The 14939-nt window shown below is 66.7% G+C and carries 14 protein-coding genes; 8 read left to right on the top strand and 6 right to left on the bottom strand.

Annotated elements, in window-relative coordinates; genetic code table 11:
• Nucleotides 1-22: 22 nt before the first annotated feature.
• Nucleotides 23-778 carry an SDR family NAD(P)-dependent oxidoreductase gene (locus QRN67_RS21595; protein ID WP_285413516.1) on the bottom strand — a complete coding sequence of 252 codons (756 nt, stop codon included), beginning with the start codon at nt 776-778 and terminating at the stop codon, nt 23-25.
• A 129-nt stretch (nt 779-907) separates the two neighbouring features.
• Here QRN67_RS21595 and QRN67_RS21590 point away from each other — a divergent pair, with 129 nt between their 5' ends.
• Genes QRN67_RS21590 through QRN67_RS21575 form a run of 4 tightly spaced genes read left to right on the top strand, consistent with a single transcriptional unit; the run spans nt 908 to nt 5194 of the window.
• The gene (locus QRN67_RS21590) at nt 908-1615 is read left to right on the top strand and encodes a FadR/GntR family transcriptional regulator (RefSeq protein WP_081268364.1); all 708 of its coding nucleotides are present in this window, start codon (nt 908-910) and stop codon (nt 1613-1615) included.
• A 30-nt stretch (nt 1616-1645) separates the two neighbouring features.
• On the top strand, nt 1646-3172 hold the full coding sequence (locus QRN67_RS21585) for a UxaA family hydrolase (protein ID WP_285413514.1): 1527 nt from the start codon (nt 1646-1648) through the stop codon (nt 3170-3172).
• A gap of 24 nt (nt 3173-3196) precedes the next feature.
• A complete protein-coding gene (locus QRN67_RS21580; protein ID WP_285413512.1) occupies nt 3197-4129 on the top strand; it encodes an SMP-30/gluconolactonase/LRE family protein in 933 nt (310 codons plus the stop codon).
• 3 nt (nt 4130-4132) lie between these two features.
• Nucleotides 4133-5194 carry a malate/lactate/ureidoglycolate dehydrogenase gene (locus tag QRN67_RS21575; RefSeq protein ID WP_285413510.1) on the top strand — a complete coding sequence of 354 codons (1062 nt, stop codon included), beginning with the start codon at nt 4133-4135 and terminating at the stop codon, nt 5192-5194.
• 27 nt (nt 5195-5221) lie between these two features.
• Here QRN67_RS21575 and slmA read toward each other — a convergent pair whose 3' ends face one another.
• From slmA to QRN67_RS21560, 3 genes are all read right to left on the bottom strand, one after another.
• Complete coding sequence (gene slmA / locus QRN67_RS21570; protein WP_081268360.1) at nt 5222-5872, bottom strand: nucleoid occlusion factor SlmA; 651 nt, start codon at nt 5870-5872, stop codon at nt 5222-5224.
• 77 nt (nt 5873-5949) lie between these two features.
• On the bottom strand, nt 5950-6843 hold the full coding sequence (argB, locus tag QRN67_RS21565) for an acetylglutamate kinase (RefSeq protein WP_081268359.1): 894 nt from the start codon (nt 6841-6843) through the stop codon (nt 5950-5952).
• Nucleotides 6844-7031: 188 nt separating this feature from the next.
• Complete coding sequence (locus QRN67_RS21560; protein WP_285413509.1) at nt 7032-8129, bottom strand: glycosyltransferase family 4 protein; 1098 nt, start codon at nt 8127-8129, stop codon at nt 7032-7034.
• Nucleotides 8130-8174: 45 nt separating this feature from the next.
• Between QRN67_RS21560 and QRN67_RS21555 the strand changes: the two genes are divergently transcribed.
• Nucleotides 8175-8948, top strand: coding sequence for a galactosyltransferase-related protein (locus tag QRN67_RS21555; RefSeq protein WP_285413508.1), 774 nt, complete (start codon nt 8175-8177; stop codon nt 8946-8948).
• 8 nt (nt 8949-8956) lie between these two features.
• Here QRN67_RS21555 and QRN67_RS21550 read toward each other — a convergent pair whose 3' ends face one another.
• Entirely contained in the window at nt 8957-9940 is a 984-nt protein-coding gene (locus tag QRN67_RS21550; RefSeq protein ID WP_285413507.1) for a glycosyltransferase family 2 protein, read from the bottom strand.
• Entirely contained in the window at nt 9940-11802 is a 1863-nt protein-coding gene (locus QRN67_RS21545) for a glycosyltransferase family 2 protein (RefSeq protein WP_285413506.1), read from the bottom strand. Before QRN67_RS21545 ends, QRN67_RS21550 begins: the two co-directional genes overlap by 1 nt.
• A 210-nt stretch (nt 11803-12012) precedes the next feature.
• On the opposite strand from QRN67_RS21545, the gene QRN67_RS21540 reads away from it, so the two are divergent.
• From QRN67_RS21540 to QRN67_RS21530, 3 genes are read left to right on the top strand one after another with little or no spacing between them, the layout of a single operon-like run.
• Nucleotides 12013-13431, top strand: a complete 1419-nt coding sequence (locus QRN67_RS21540) for a mannose-1-phosphate guanylyltransferase/mannose-6-phosphate isomerase (RefSeq protein WP_285413499.1) — start codon at nt 12013-12015, stop codon at nt 13429-13431.
• Nucleotides 13428-14231, top strand: coding sequence for an ABC transporter permease (locus QRN67_RS21535; protein WP_285413498.1), 804 nt, complete (start codon nt 13428-13430; stop codon nt 14229-14231). Before QRN67_RS21540 ends, QRN67_RS21535 begins: the two co-directional genes overlap by 4 nt.
• Nucleotides 14232-14234: 3 nt before the next feature.
• The gene (locus QRN67_RS21530; protein ID WP_093178336.1) at nt 14235-14936 is read left to right on the top strand and encodes an ABC transporter ATP-binding protein; all 702 of its coding nucleotides are present in this window, start codon (nt 14235-14237) and stop codon (nt 14934-14936) included.
• Nucleotides 14937-14939 lie beyond the last annotated feature (3 nt).

Genomic DNA, 14939 nt, shown 5'->3' with positions numbered 1-14939 from the left:
TCCTTTCAGTGCATTGAATTGATCAGTACGTGGAGCGGCCACCGGAGAGGTCGAAGACCGCGCCGGTGGAGAACGAGCAATCTTCGGTGCAGAGCCAGCCGACCATCGCGGCCACCTCTTCCACCGTGCCGAAGCGGCCCATGGGAATCTTCGAGAGCATGAAGGCGATGTGCTCGGGCGTCATCTGCTCGAAGATGGCCGTCTTCACCGCCGCGGGCGTCACGCAGTTCACGCGGATGCCGGTGTCGGCCAGCTCCTTGCCGAGCGACTTGGTCAGGCCGATGACGGCCGCCTTGCTCGCGCTGTAGGCGCTGGCGTTGGGGTTGCCGTCCTTGCCGGCCACCGAGGCGATGTTGACGATGCGGCCGTAGCCCCGGTCGCCCTGCTTGCGCATCTGCGCGACCACCTCGCGGCAGCACAGGAACACGCCGGTGATGTTGACGTCCATCACCTGTCGCCAGTCGTCCACCGGGTAGTCCCACAGCTTGGCGTTGGGCCCGGTGATGCCGGCGCTGTTGACCAGCGCATCGATGTGCGGCACCTGCGCCAGCGTGGCCGCCACGGCCTTGGCGACCGACGGCTGCTGAGACACGTCGACCTTCAGCGCGAAGGCCTTGCCGCCGAGCGACTCGGCCGCCCTTTGCACCGCCTCTTCGTCGCGGTCCCACAGCGTGACGCTGCCGCCCGAGGCCAGCAGCCGCTGCGCGATGCCGAAGCCCAGGCCCGTGGCGCCGCCGGTGACGACCGCATGGCGGCCCGAGAAATCGAGCTGGTTCATGTCGTGATGCCGATGGCTCCTCGTGTCTTCGGGTTAGGCCCGATGATGGCCCGGGCGGTGTATCGTATTCTGAATTGGCCTTACCACTTGGCCAATTCAGGACAACCCTTAACCCACATCGCCGACCTCGTGCCCCTCCAGACCCTCGAACCCCAGCGCCTCTACCGCCAGATTGCAGACCAGCTCCGCGGCCTGATCGCCGAGGGCGAGTTCGACGTCGGCGCGCGCATTCCCGCCGAACGCGACCTCGCCAAGCAGCTGGGCGTGAGCCGCCCATCGGTGCGCGAGGCGCTGATCGCGCTGGAGGTGGAAGGCTGGGTCGAGATAAGAACCGGCTCGGGCGTGTACGTGCTGGACCGCTCGCACCGCACCGGCGCCCCCACGGCCGGCACCGAGTGGGGGCCGCTAGAGATCATCCGCGCGCGCCGCATGGTCGAGGGCGAGACCGCCGCCACCGCCGCGCAGCACGGCAAGCGCAAGGACGTGGACGCCATGCGCCGCGCGATCCGCATGATGCGCGAGACGGCCGCGCGCAACGAGGTGCCGCACGAAGGCGACCGCGCCTTCCACCTGGCCATCGTCAACGCCTGCGACAACGTGGTGCTGACCGAGACGGTGCAAGGCTTCTGGGAATCGCGGCACGGGCCGATCTTCGCGCGCATGATCGATTACTTCGAGACCATGGAATCGTGGCAGGCCGCCATCGGCGAGCACGAGGCCATCGTCGATGCCATCGCGGCGCGCGACGCGGCAGCCGCGCGCGACGCGATGCACCAGCACATGGACAAGTTCCACCAGAGATTCAGCGCGAGCTGGCGCCGCGCGAAGGCCTCCTGACAACAAACAAGCGCCGGCAGACACCCCACCATGACTCCCTACATCCGACTCCACCCCGCCGACGACGTCGTCATCGCGCGCTCCCAACTGCTCGGCGGCACCACGGTCGAGAACGTGGCCGTGCGCGGCCTGATTCCGCCGGGCCACAAGATCGCGATGCGCGACATCGCGCAGGGCGAACCGGTGCGCCGCTACAACCAGATCATCGGCTTCGCGAGCCGCCCCATCGGCGCGGGCGAGCATGTGCACACGCAGAATCTGGACATGGGCCCGGACAAGGGCGACTTCGAACGCGACTACGCCTTCGGTGCCGACGTGAAGCCCGCCACCGCGAAGCGCGAGGCCACCTTCATGGGCATCAAGCGCGCCGACGGCCGCGTGGCCACGCGCAACTACATCGGCGTGCTGACCAGCGTGAACTGCTCGGCCACGGCCGCGCGCGCCATTGCCGACCACTTCTCGCGCAAGACCAATCCGCAGGCGCTGGCCGCGTTCCCGAACGTGGACGGCGTGGTCGCGCTCACGCACGGCACCGGCTGCGGCATGGACACGCAGGGCATGGGCATGCAGATACTGGAGCGCACGCTCACGGGCTATGCCACGCACCCGAACTTCGCGGGCGTGCTGGTGGTCGGCCTCGGCTGCGAGGCCAACCAGATCAACGCCTGGCTCGCGACCGGCCACCTGGCCGAGGGCGAGAACTTCCGCACCTTCAACATCCAGGACACGGGCGGCACGCGCAAGACGGTCGAGAAAGGCGTGGCGCTCATCGAGGAGATGCTGCCGCGCGCCAACGCGGTGAAGCGCGAGCCCTGCAGCGCGGCGCACATCACCATCGGGCTGCAGTGCGGCGGCTCCGACGGCTATTCGGGCATCAGCGCCAACCCGGCGCTGGGCGCGGCGGTCGACCTGCTGGTGGCGCATGGCGGCACGGCCATCCTGAGCGAGACGCCCGAGGTGTACGGCGCGGAGCACCTGCTCACGCGCCGCGCGGTGAAGCGCGAGGTCGGCCAGAAGCTGGTGGACCGCATCAAGTGGTGGGAGCACTACACCGAGATCAACCAGGGCGAGATGAACAACAACCCCTCGCCCGGCAACAAGGCGGGCGGGCTCACCACCATCCTCGAGAAGTCGCTGGGCGCCGTCGCCAAGGGCGGCACCAGCAACCTCGAGGCGGTGTACGAATACGCGGAGCCCGTCACCGCGCACGGCTTCGTCTACATGGACACGCCGGGCTACGACCCGGTGAGCGCCACGGGCCAGGTGGCCGGCGGCGCCAACCTCATCTGCTTCACCACGGGGCGCGGCTCGGCCTATGGCTGCGCGCCCTCGCCCTCGCTCAAGCTGGCCACCAACTCGGCGCTGTGGCAGCGGCAGGAAGAAGACATGGACATCAACTGCGGCGAGATCGTCGACGGCACCGCGTCCATCCAGGAGATGGGCCAGCGCATCTTCGAGCTGGTACTGGCCACCGCATCGGGCGCGCACTCCAAGAGCGAGCAGCACGGCTACGGGCAGAACGAGTTTGTTCCGTGGCAGGTCGGTGCGGTGATGTAGGCCCCCACGAGCACAAGGAGCAGCATGGCCACCCTTCCCTTCGGCTTTCTCGAGGGCACCGGCTTCGAGCACCTGGACCCGCGCTTCAAGCCGCGCATTCCCGGCCCCGAGCGCCTGCAGCGCCTGTGGACCGGCGCGCGCTGGTGCGAAGGCCCCGCGTGGTTCGCCGCGCACCGCACGCTGGTGTGGTCGGACATTCCGAACAACCGCATGCTGCGCTACGACGAGGTCAACGGCACGGTCGGCGTGTTCCGCGAGCCGGCCAACAACACCAACGGCCACACGGTCGACCGCAAAGGCCGGCTCGTGAGCTGCGAGCACCTCACGCGGCGCGTGACGCGCACCGAGCACGACGGCTCCATCACCGTGCTGGCGTCTCACTGGCAGGGCAAGCGCCTCAATTCACCCAACGACGTGGTGGTGCATTCGGACGGGGGCGTGTGGTTCACCGACCCGAGCTACGGCATCCTCTCCGACTACGAAGGGCTGAAGGCCGACAGCGAGATCGGCGCCTGCCACGTCTACCGCATCGACCCCGCCAGCGGCGAAGTGCGGCGCATGGCCGACGACTTCGTGAAGCCCAACGGGCTGGCGTTCTCGCCAGACGAATCGCTGCTGTACATCGCCGACACCGGCGCGAGCCATGCGGCGGACGGGCCGCGCCACATCCGCCGCTTCAGGGTGGGCGCCGACGGCCGCAGCCTGAGCGGCGGCGAGGTGTTCGCCGAATGCACCAACGGCCTGTTCGACGGTTTTAGGCTCGACACCGAAGGCCGCATCTGGACCAGCGCCGCCGACGGCGTGCACGCCTACGACCCCGACGGCACGCTGCTGGGCAAGATCCTCGTGCCCGAGCGCGTGGCCAACGTGTGCTTCGGCGGCCCCAAGCGCAACCGGCTGTTCGTCTGCGCCACCACCTCCCTCTATGCCATCACGCTGAACGCGAAAGGAATCTGATCCATGTCCAGAACATTGCCGGCCGACCACCTGCAGGCCACCGTCGCCAGCATCCTGCAGGCGGCGGGCAGCGCGCCCGCGGAGGCGCAGCAGGTGGCCGCGAACCTCGTGCTCGCCAACCTGAGCGGCCACGACTCGCACGGCGTGGGCATGCTGCCGCGCTACATCGACGCAGTGGCCGAGGGCGGCCTGAAGCCGAACACGGCCGTGAAGATCAATCTCGACATCGGCACGCTGATGGGCCTGGACGGCCAGCACGGCTACGGGCAGGTCGTGGGCGTGCAGGCAATGGAGCTGGGCATCGCGCGGGCCAAGCAGCACGGCAGCTGCATCTTCACGCTCTCGCAGGCACACCACCTGGGGCGCATCGGGCACTTCGCGGAAATGGCGACGGCGCAGGGGCTGGTGTCGATGCACTTTGTCAACGTGCTGTCGCGCCCGGTGGTCGCGCCCTGGGGCGGCGGCGACGGGCGCTTCGGCACCAACCCGTGCTGCATCGGCGTGCCGCTGGCGGGCGCCGAGCCCTTCGTGCTCGACTACGCCACCAGCCGGGTGGCGCAGGGCAAGATGCGCGTGGCCCACAACAAGGGCGAGCGCGTGCCCGACGGCTACCTGATCGACGAGAACGGCGCGCCCACCAACGACCCCGGCGTGGTCGTGGTGCCGCAGGGCAACGGCCTGTTCGGCGCGCTCATGACCTTCGGTGAGCACAAGGGCTACGGCATGGCCGTGGCCTGCGAACTGCTGGGCGGCGCGCTCACGGGCGGCGGCACCTGGCACCGGCAGGCGGACACGGCGCGCACCGTGCTCAACGGCATGCTCACGGTGCTGATCGACCCAGAGAAGCTGGGCACGCAGAAGTCCTTCGACGAAGAAGCGCGCGAGTTTGTCGAGTGGCTGCGACGCAGCCCGCCGGGGCAGGGCTTCGACGGAGTGCAACTGGCCGGCGAGCCGGAGCGCAAGGCGCGCGCGGCACGGCGCAAGGACGGGATCTGGGTGGACGACGCGACGTGGGGGGAAATCGTCGCGGCGGGAGCGAAGGTGGGCGTGGCCGTGGCGGCCTGATTCGCCGCACGCCGCACAGGAAGCCCGTCAGACGATCAGTGCGATCGTGGCTTCCAGGTGCTCCGACGGTGCGCGACGGAAGCCCGAACGCGCAAAGCGCTGCAGCTGGCCCACCACGAAGGCGGTGAGCGCGGCGGCGCGCACCTGGGCATCGACGCTCGGCGTGGCCGAACCGTCGGCGCTGGCGGCGCCGCGCAGCACCTGACGCAGCGTGGCCTCGATCTTGTCGAAGAACTGGTTCATGCGCTGCTGCAGGCGTTCGTTTTCGAACACCAGCGCGTCGCCCACCATCACGCGCGTCATGCCGGGATTGCGCTCGGCGAACTGCACGAGCAGCGTGAGAATGCGGCCGGCCTGCTGGGCGCCGGTGGCGCCCTCGCGCTCGAGGATCTGGTTGACGAGCGTGAAGACGCTCTGCTCGATGAAATCGATCAGGCCCTCGAACATCTGGGCCTTGCTCGCGAAGTGGCGGTACAGCGCGGCCTCGCTCACCTCGAGGCGCGCGGCCAGCGCGGCAGTGGTGACCCGCTCGGCCCCCGGCTGCTCCAGCATGGAAGCAAGCGCCTGCAGGATCTGCACGCGCCGCTCGCCCGGCTTCGGGCGCTTGCGCGCCGGCGGGGTGAGCGTTTCAGCAGGGGTCTCTACGCCGGAAGCACTGGTCGTCTCTTCGTTCTGCATGGGAGCGCGTGCAAAGATGTAAACAATTGATTCTCGCACAGCGCAGTGAGCACGCGCCCACCCGGCGCATTCGGGGCTCAGCGGGCGCGGATCATCGTCCCGTAGGCCTGGTCGGTCAGGATCTCGAGCAGCATCGCGTGCGGCACGCGGCCGTCGATGATGTGCACCGCGTTCACGCCGCTCTTGGCCGCGTCGAGCGCGCCTTCGATCTTCGGCAGCATGCCGCCGGAGATGGTGCCGTCGGCGAACAGGTCGTCGATTTCGCGCGCGCTCAGGTTGGTGAGCAGCTTGCCGTCCTTGTCGAGCACGCCGGGCGTGTTGGTCAGCAGCATGAGCTTCTCGGCCTTGAGCACGGTGGCCAGCTTGCCGGCGACGACGTCGGCGTTGATGTTGTAGCTCTCGTTGTCCTCGCCGAAGCCGATCGGGCTGACCACGGGAATGAAGGCGTCGTCCTGCAGCGCCTTGACCACGCTGGGGTCGATGGAGACGATGTCGCCCACCTGGCCCACGTCGTGCTGCAGGTTGGGGTCGGCGCGGTCGGCCAGCTTGAGCTTCTGCGCGCGGATCAGGCCGCCGTCGCGCCCGGTCAGGCCCACGGCCTTGCCGCCAGCCTGGTTGATGAGGCCCACGATGTCCTGCTGCACCTCGCCCGCGAGCACCCACTCGACGACTTCCATGGTCTCGGCGTCGGTCACGCGCATGCCCTGGATGAAGCTGCCCTTCTTGCCGAGCTTGTTGAGCGCCGCCTCGATCTGCGGGCCGCCGCCGTGCACCACCACCGGGTTCATGCCGACCAGCTTGAGCAGCACCACGTCTTCCGCGAAGTCGGCCTGCAGGGCCGGGTCGGTCATGGCGTTGCCGCCGTACTTGATGACGATGGTCTTGCCGTGGAACTTGCGGATGTACGGCAGCGCCTGGGCCAGGATCTCGGCCTTGTCGCGCGGGGGGATGTTGAGGACGGGGTCGGTCATGGGCGGTCAGGCTCCAAAGCGGTGGACGATAAGGTGAAGCTCAAATTCTCGCGCAATCCTGGCGACAGCCAACTGACTGGCCGCACGGGAAACACCGTGGAACCGGCTTTGCCGGGCCACCGGTGTTGCCCCCTGCAAGGGGGTTGGCGCAGCGACACGAAGTGCGCGGAGACTGGGGGTGTTCCCATTCACGGCCGCAGCCAGCGCGGCACCTTGAAGCGCACGATCATCAGGTACGAGCCCACGTAGGTGGTGATGAACACCAGGCAGAAGAACATCAGCACGTAGGTGTTGTTCCAGAACAGCACCGCCGGCACCACCGACATGGCGGCAAACATCCACAGGTAGGGCGAAGTGCGGTTGTTGCGCGCCAGCAGCTGCCGGGCTTCGTCGTCCGCGAAGGCCACGCGCACGATGCGCCGGAAGATCAGCTGGTGGAAGTGCAGCGCGTCGGCCGTGCCTGGCGACTGGCCGCGCGCCAGCTTGCGGTAGATGGAGAACAGCGTCTCCCACACCGGGTAGATCAGCAGCAGCATGGGAAACCACGGCGACACCACGCGGTGACGCTGCACCAGCGTCACGCAGGCCACGGCGATGACCATGCCCCAGACGTACGCGCCGCCGTCGCCCGCGAAGATCTTGCCGCGCGGGTAGTTCCACACCAGGAAACCGAAGGTGGCGCCGACCAGGCACACCACCATGGCCGCCAGCTGGCGGTCGCCGACCTGCAGCGCCACGTGCGAGATGGCCAGGCAGACCAGCACCGCCACGGTGCCCGCGAGCCCGTTGTAGCCGTCGATGATGTTGAAGGCGTGCGGCAGGCCGCCGATGGCGAGCGCCGCGAACAGCACCGTGGCAAAGGGAATCATCGCCAGCCAGCCGTCGACCGTCTCGAAACCCGTGCGCGCCACGCCCAGCCCCAGCAGCCAGCACACCAGCAGCGCCGAGCCGATGGTCAACCCGAGCCGGTAGCGCACCTTCACGCGCTGGGTGACGTCCTCCACGATGCCGCCGAGCACGGCCGGCGCAATGCACAGCAGCGTCAGCATCGAGGTGGTGACCGGCCAGGACACGTTGAACGGGTCGGTGCCGGTGATGCCGGCCGCCAGCCAGGCCACGCCCATGCCCAGCAGGATGCCCGCACCGCCCAGGCGCGGCACATGGCCCTTGTGGAAGCGTTGGGGCATGTCGGCGCCGTAGATCCGGGCATGCCTGCGCGCGCGGCGCATGAACACCTGGACCAAGAAGGCGGCGACGAAGAAACTGATGACGATCAGAGCAATCATGTGTGGGGGTTGGGGAACCCTAGAATTCCCGAGCGAAATTAGACCATGCCGACACCCCCCTCCCCCTTCCCCGCTTCGTTTGCCCCGATCACCATTTCAATCGTGAGCCACGGCCAGCTCGCGCTGGTGCTGCCGCTGCTCGACCAGCTGGACCGCCACAGCCGCGAATCGACCGCCAAGGTGGTGCTCACGCTGAACATTCCCGAGGCGGACTTGCTCGCGGGCCGGAACTGGGGCTTCGAGGTGGAAAGGATCGAGAACGCGAGCCCCAAGGGCTTCGGCGCCAATCACAACCAGGCGTTCGAGCACTGCGCCACGCCCTGGTTCCTGGTGCTGAACCCGGACATCCGCTTCGACCGCGACGTGCTGGCGCCGCTGCTCGCCCAGGCCGCCCCCGATGCCGGCCTGCTGACGCCGCGCATCCTGGAGCCGGGCAAGAGCATGCCCGAGCCGCACCGGGCGCTGCTCACGCCCTTCGAGATCGTCGGGCGCAAGAAGCCCGGCTACGTGCGCCCGAAGGTGCCGGCGTGGATTCCCGGCCTGTTCATGCTGTTTCGCAGCGAGGCCTACCACCAGGTGCGCGGCTTCGACGAGAAGTTCTTCATGTACGGGGAAGACTTCGACATCTGCGCGCGCACACGGCTGGCAGGCTGGAAGCTGCAGGTGGGCGAAGACCTGACGGCCCGGCACGACGCCCAGCGCGACAGCCACCGGAGCAAGAAATACCTGTACTGGCACGTGACCAGCCTGCTGAAGGTGTGGCTGTCGGGGGCGTTCTGGCGCTACCGGCGGCTCGCGGCGAAGGCGCCGGCGCGCTGACCAGCTAGTCAGCCGCGCTCTAGCAGGTCCTGCGCGATGGCATGGCCGCCCCGGCCGAAGCGGGCATAGCGCCCGCGAGCGGCCTCGGCCAGGATCGGAACCACCCGCAGCGGGCGCGCCTTCGGCAACCCGGCCCTGAAGCGCTGGTGCGCCACCTTGGCGCGCTGCGCCTCCAGCCAGGCGGCCGGCACCCGGTCGCCGAGCTGAAGCAGGCGCTGCAGCAGCGCATCGGCGCGATGCAGCCGCGCCACGTGCTTGTCGCCGCGCTCGGCAAAGGCCTTGGCGATCTTCTCGGACAGCGTGAGCCGCCGCGCGCCGATCTGGTTGCTGGCGTGCTGGCGGTAGTCGATGGTCGGCTCGGGCAGCACGTCCATGCGGCCCGTGGCCGCGGCGATGGCGGCCAGCCACTCGTCATGCACCCACTCGGGCGCGAACGGAAGCGCCGCGTCGAGCAAAGTCCTGCGGAACATGGTGGTCGCGCCCGTCACCAGGTTGCGCCGCAGCAGCACGCTGAAGGCGTCTCCGCGCGAAATGGCCTCCAGCTCGGCGGGCTGCACTTCGAGCGCATGGAAGAGCGTGGAGCCCAGCGGCTGCAGCTCGGCATCGACGAGACGCGCGTCGGTATGCAACAGCAGCAGGTCTGGACGGGCCTCGAATTGCGCCGCCATGCGGGCGAGGCGGCCGGGGTGCCAGACATCGTCCTGGTCGCACAGCACGATGAGTTCGTGGCTGCAGGCGCGCACGGCCTGCTCGAAATTGCGCGTCACGCCCAGCGGCGGCGTGTTGCTGAACACCCGCAGCGCGATCCGGTCCGCCACGCCGCACAGGGCGATCGTGTCGCGAACGACGGCCAGCGTGTCGTCGGATGAGCCGTCGTCGGACACGATGATCTCGCGCGGCAAGGGCTCCTGCGTGCAGATGCTGCGGATCTGCGCAGGCAGGTAGCGCGCGCCGTTGCGGGTGCAGAGGGCGACGGAAATGTCTGGCGTCATCAGGCCGGAGGCACGCGAGGGGGCCAGGCGTAGCTGAAGTCTTCGCGGGCGAGCATGAGGTTGGGGCTGTAGGCGGGGTCGTTCTGGATGAGGGCGCCCCAGCGCTGCTGCATGTAGGCCGCTTCTTCCTGGAACTGCGCCTGCTTCTGCGGCGTGACATTCTTGGCGCGCGTCGCGGACTCGTAGTGGAATAGTTCGGCGTAGGGTGTCCAGACATTGCGCAGACCGGCCTCGCGCAGGCGCAGGCAGAAATCGATGTCGTTGAAGGACTCTTTCAGGTTCACCTCGTCGAGCCCGCCAACCTGCAGGTAATGGCGTTTCTGGATCACGAGGCAAGCCGCGGTGACGGCAGAGAACGACTGGATCAGGGCAGCGCGCCCCGCATAGCCTTCACGACCGGCGGGCATGCGGCGATGCGAATGCGCGGCGATGCCGCCCACGCCCAGGATCACGCCGGCATGCTGGAGGGTCTTGTTCGGGAACCACAGCCGCGCGCCCACGGCACCCACGCCCGGCTGCAAGGCCAGGCTCACCATTTCGCTCAGCCAGTCCGGCGCAATGACTTCGATGTCATTGTTGACGAGCGCGACGAGCTCGCCGCTGGCGACCGCGACGGCGCCGTTGTTCAATGCCGCATAGTTGAAATCGCGGTCGTCGCGCAGCACGCGGACATTCGGCTTTTCAGAAGCGACGCGCTTGAACCACGCCAGCGTTTCCGCATCGTCGGAGCCGTTGTCGACGATGATGATTTCGTAGTTCGAATAGCTGGTCTTCTGCAGGATGGATTCGACGCACTGGCGGGTCAGTTGCAGAGCATTTCGCGTGGGGATGATCACGGAAACCAGCGGTAAGACTTCGGGCAAGGCGTAATGCACGCGGTAGCCGAAATCCAGGTGTTCCGCAGTGGCGCGCACGCCAGTGCGCACAAAGTGTTCGTTCAGCGCGCGCTCCCCGGCTATCGCCGCATACGGCTTGGCGCTCATCGAACGGGCCGTACTTTCCATGTGCACACGCCAGTGGTACAGCACCCGAGGGATATGTCGAATCTGCCCGGGCTCGACGCGCTCCATGCAGCGCAGCACCAAGTCCCAGTCCTGCGAACCTTCCATGCCAACGCGAAAGCCCCCGACCGACCTCATGAGGTCGGTCGAAAGCACACCCAAGTGGCTGAACATGTTTTGCGAACGGAAGAGATCGACGTTCCAGTCCGACTTGAAATAGGGTCCGAAGCGATGGCCTCCCTCGTCGATCTTGTCCTCGTCCGAGTAGATCAGCTTCACGTCAGGATGGGCCGCGATGCAGTCGGCAACCCAGAAAAGCGCATGCGCGGGCAGCAGGTCGTCGTGATCCATGAGCGCCACCCAGGGACCGGAAACCAAGGTCAGCGCGCTGTTGGACGCGGCCGAGATGTGTCCGTTCTCGGGACGGAAGAACACCTTGATTCGGGGGTCTGTTTCGCTGTACGACTTGAGAATCTCTCGCACCTCGGCCGAGGGAGAAGCGTCGTCGGCGATGCAGAGTTCCCAATCCGGGTAGATCTGGCTGCGAACCGACTCGATGGCCTCGCGCAGCCAGGCCGGGTTGGGGTTGTAGGTCGGCATCACGACCGAGATCAGCGGCCGGTTCTTCATGGCGGCAACGCGCTGGACGATCCGCTCGCGCACTTCCGGCGTGAGGGTGTCGTAGCGCTGCACCCATTTCGAATAGTCGTTGTAGCCACCGAAGCGCCGGCCCAGTTCCCAGCGAATGCCGGCCCAACCCGACTTCTTGAACATTCGCCACGCCCGCTGGATGCGCCCCATCATTCCGGGGCCTTGCCAGAGTCCGGCCAGGCCGAGGAAGAATCGATAGACAGATTTCATAGAGATTGCAAAGCCGCGAGGCGGATCAGGCGTGGCTGGAGGGGGAAATACCGGGAAAACGGGGCGACACCGAAACACCGCGTCGCCGGGCGCGCGGGAGGGGATTATCTTCGCAACCCTCCAGCGGCCGGCGACGGCCGTTGCACCAGCGAACTGGAACCCGGAGAGGCTGCCCGTAAAATTGGACGGTTACAAAGCAAAAGGAAAAGAATGAGGCTGCTTTCAGTGGTGCTTTCGGGAGGCGCCGGTTCCAGGCTCTGGCCTGCTTCGCGTCAAGCCTTTCCCAAGCCATTCATGAAGATCGGCGACTCCACGCTGCTCCAACAAGCCATCGAGCGGGGCCAGGCCTGCGGCACCGGTGACCTGATGGTGGTCACCAACAGGGACCACCTGTTCCTGACGAAGGACGTGCTCGGGCAGATGAGCGATCCGCCGACCACGACGTTCCTGCTCGAACCCAAGGGGCGCAATACCGGACCGGCCATTGCCTTGGCGGCTTTGCAGTGTGCCCGCCAATTCAGCGGCGACACGGTGATGCTCGTGCTGTCGGCCGACCACCTCGTGCCCGACGTGCACGCCTTCGTGGCGAGCGCGACCGAGGCTTTCCGCCTGGCACAGGAAGGCAACCTCGTGGTGTTCGGCGTGAGCCCGACCAGCCCCGACACCGGCTTCGGCTACATCGAGGTCGAGCATGTGTCCCGTGAAAGCCAGAACGTCAAGCGCTTCGTCGAGAAGCCCGACCTCGAAACAGCCCAGAAGTACCTGGCCACCGGCCGCTATTACTGGAACAGCGGCATGTTCGCCTTCACGGCCGACACCATCATCGCGGCGCTTGAGGCGCACGCCCCCGAAGTGATAAGGGCTGCAAGGCAGGCACTCGAAACTGCCAGCACCTCCGGCGCCTCGGTGAACTTCGACCTGCATGCGTTCGGCCTCCAGCCCGACATCAGCATCGACTACGCGGTACTGGAGCATGCCTCCAACGTTCATGTGGTGCCCGCCAAATTCAGTTGGAGCGACGTCGGCTCCTGGCCCGCGGTGTCGAACGCGCTGATTCCCGACGCCAGCGGCAACACGCTGCCCGACGACGTGGTGGCGCTCGACACAACGGGCACCCATGTCCAGGTCGAGAGCTACGGCCCCAAGGTCGTCGCCACGGTGGGCGTTCATGACCTGGTGATCGTCGACACACCCGACGCCCTGCTCGTGCTCCACAAGGACAGCGCGCAAAAGGTCAAGAAGGTGGTGGACGCGCTGAAGGCCCGTAAGCATGAAACCGTACACCTGCCACCCGTGGTTCATCGCCCGTGGGGCACCTACGCTTCGCTGAAGGAAGGCGACGGCTACAAGGTCAAGCGCATCACCGTTCGCCCGGGCGAAGCGCTATCTCTGCAATACCACCACCAGCGTGCCGAGCACTGGGTGGTGGTACAAGGCCAGGGCATCGTGCAGATCGGAGAGGTCGAGCACGAGACGTTTCCCGGTCAATACCGCTACATCCCCCTGAAAGAAAAGCACCGCCTCACGAACACTGGCGACGAAGAGCTTGTGCTCATCGAAGTCCAGTGCGGAGGCTACCTCGGCGAAGACGACATCGTCCGCCTTGCAGACACCTACGGCCGTACATGAGCCAAGTCCACTCCAATCTCCATCGAAGCGCCTTTTCCGACTGGTGGCAAGGCACCCGCCGCACCGACATCTGGTGGACCCTTGCCTGGTTCGACATCGTGCTGCGCTATCGGCGCTCCATGCTCGGGCCAATGTGGCTGACGCTCAGCATGGGCGTGATGATCGGCGGCATGGGTCCGCTCTACAGTTCACTGTTCGGCACGGAACTATCCCGGTTCTTTCCCCACCTTGCGCTGGGCATAATCTTTTGGGGCTTTTTCTCCAGCATCGTGACGGACGCATGCAATGCATTCGTGGGATCGTCCAACTATCTCAAACAGGGCTACTTTCCCATCAGCCTGTTCGTCTGGCGCAGCCTGGCCCGCAACCTGATCCAGTTCGCGCACCAGATCGTGCTCTACATCCCGGTGGCAATCTGGGCGGGCATTTCGCTGTCCTGGTCGGTGCTGCTGGTGCTGCCAGCATTCGCCATCCTGATCGTCAACGCGCATGCCCTGGGGCTGCTGCTGGGACTGATCTGCACGCGCTACCGCGACGTCACGCAGATCGTCACCAGCGTGATGCAGATGCTGATGTTCCTGACGCCGGTGTTCTGGCTGCCCGAGAGCCTGCCCGGGCGCGCCAAGTACGTTCTTTGGAATCCGTTCGCCCAGATGCTGGACCTGCTTCGCACACCGCTGATGGGCGGTGTCGCGCACATCCACAGCTGGATCGGCATCCTCGTGTGGACAGCGCTCTGCCTCACGCTGGCCATTGCGCTGTTCTCCAAATACCGCCGCCGCGTCGTCTACTGGCTCTGATTCATGGCATTCATTTCACTCAAGAACGTCGCTGTCAACTTCCCGATCTATGGTGCCGGCGCTAATTCACTCAAGAAGACGCTTGCGGCCTCCGTGACCGGCGGGCGCTTCGGCAAGGAGACCGGCGTAACGGTCGTGCAGGCGCTCAGCGGTATCAACCTCGAGCTCAAGAGCGGCGATCGGCTCGGCCTGGTCGGCCACAACGGAGCGGGCAAGTCGACCTTGCTTCGCACCTTGGCCGGCGTCTACGAGCCGTCGTCCGGCGAGTTCGCACGGCAGGGCTCGGTGGCCAGCCTGATCGATCCGTCGCTCGGCATCGAGATGGATGCGACGGGCGTCGAAAACATCATGCTGCGTGGGCTCGTGATGGGCATGAGCAAAAAGGAGATCGACCGCCTGACGCCCGACATCTGCGAGTTCAGCGGGCTGGGCGAATACGTCAACATGCCGGTGCGCACCTACTCCACCGGCATGATGATGCGCCTCGCTTTTTCGATCTCGACCAGTGTCGAGGCCGACATACTGCTCATGGACGAGTGGCTGTCGGTCGGCGACGCCGAGTTCACCGAAAAGGCGGAGAAGCGGATGCGCGACGTGGTCTCGAAGTCAGGCATCCTGGTGCTTGCCTCGCATTCGCCCGAACTGATCGCCAAGGAGTGCAACCGCGTGATCCACCTCGAACACGGGCGGATCGTCGAGCAGTAGCTT

The organism is Variovorax sp. efr-133-TYG-130 (genome assembly GCF_030208835.1).
GTDB lineage: Bacteria > Pseudomonadota > Gammaproteobacteria > Burkholderiales > Burkholderiaceae_C > Variovorax.
The sequence above is the reverse complement of the archived record's forward strand: the minus strand, read 5'-3'. Positions and strand labels throughout refer to the sequence as shown.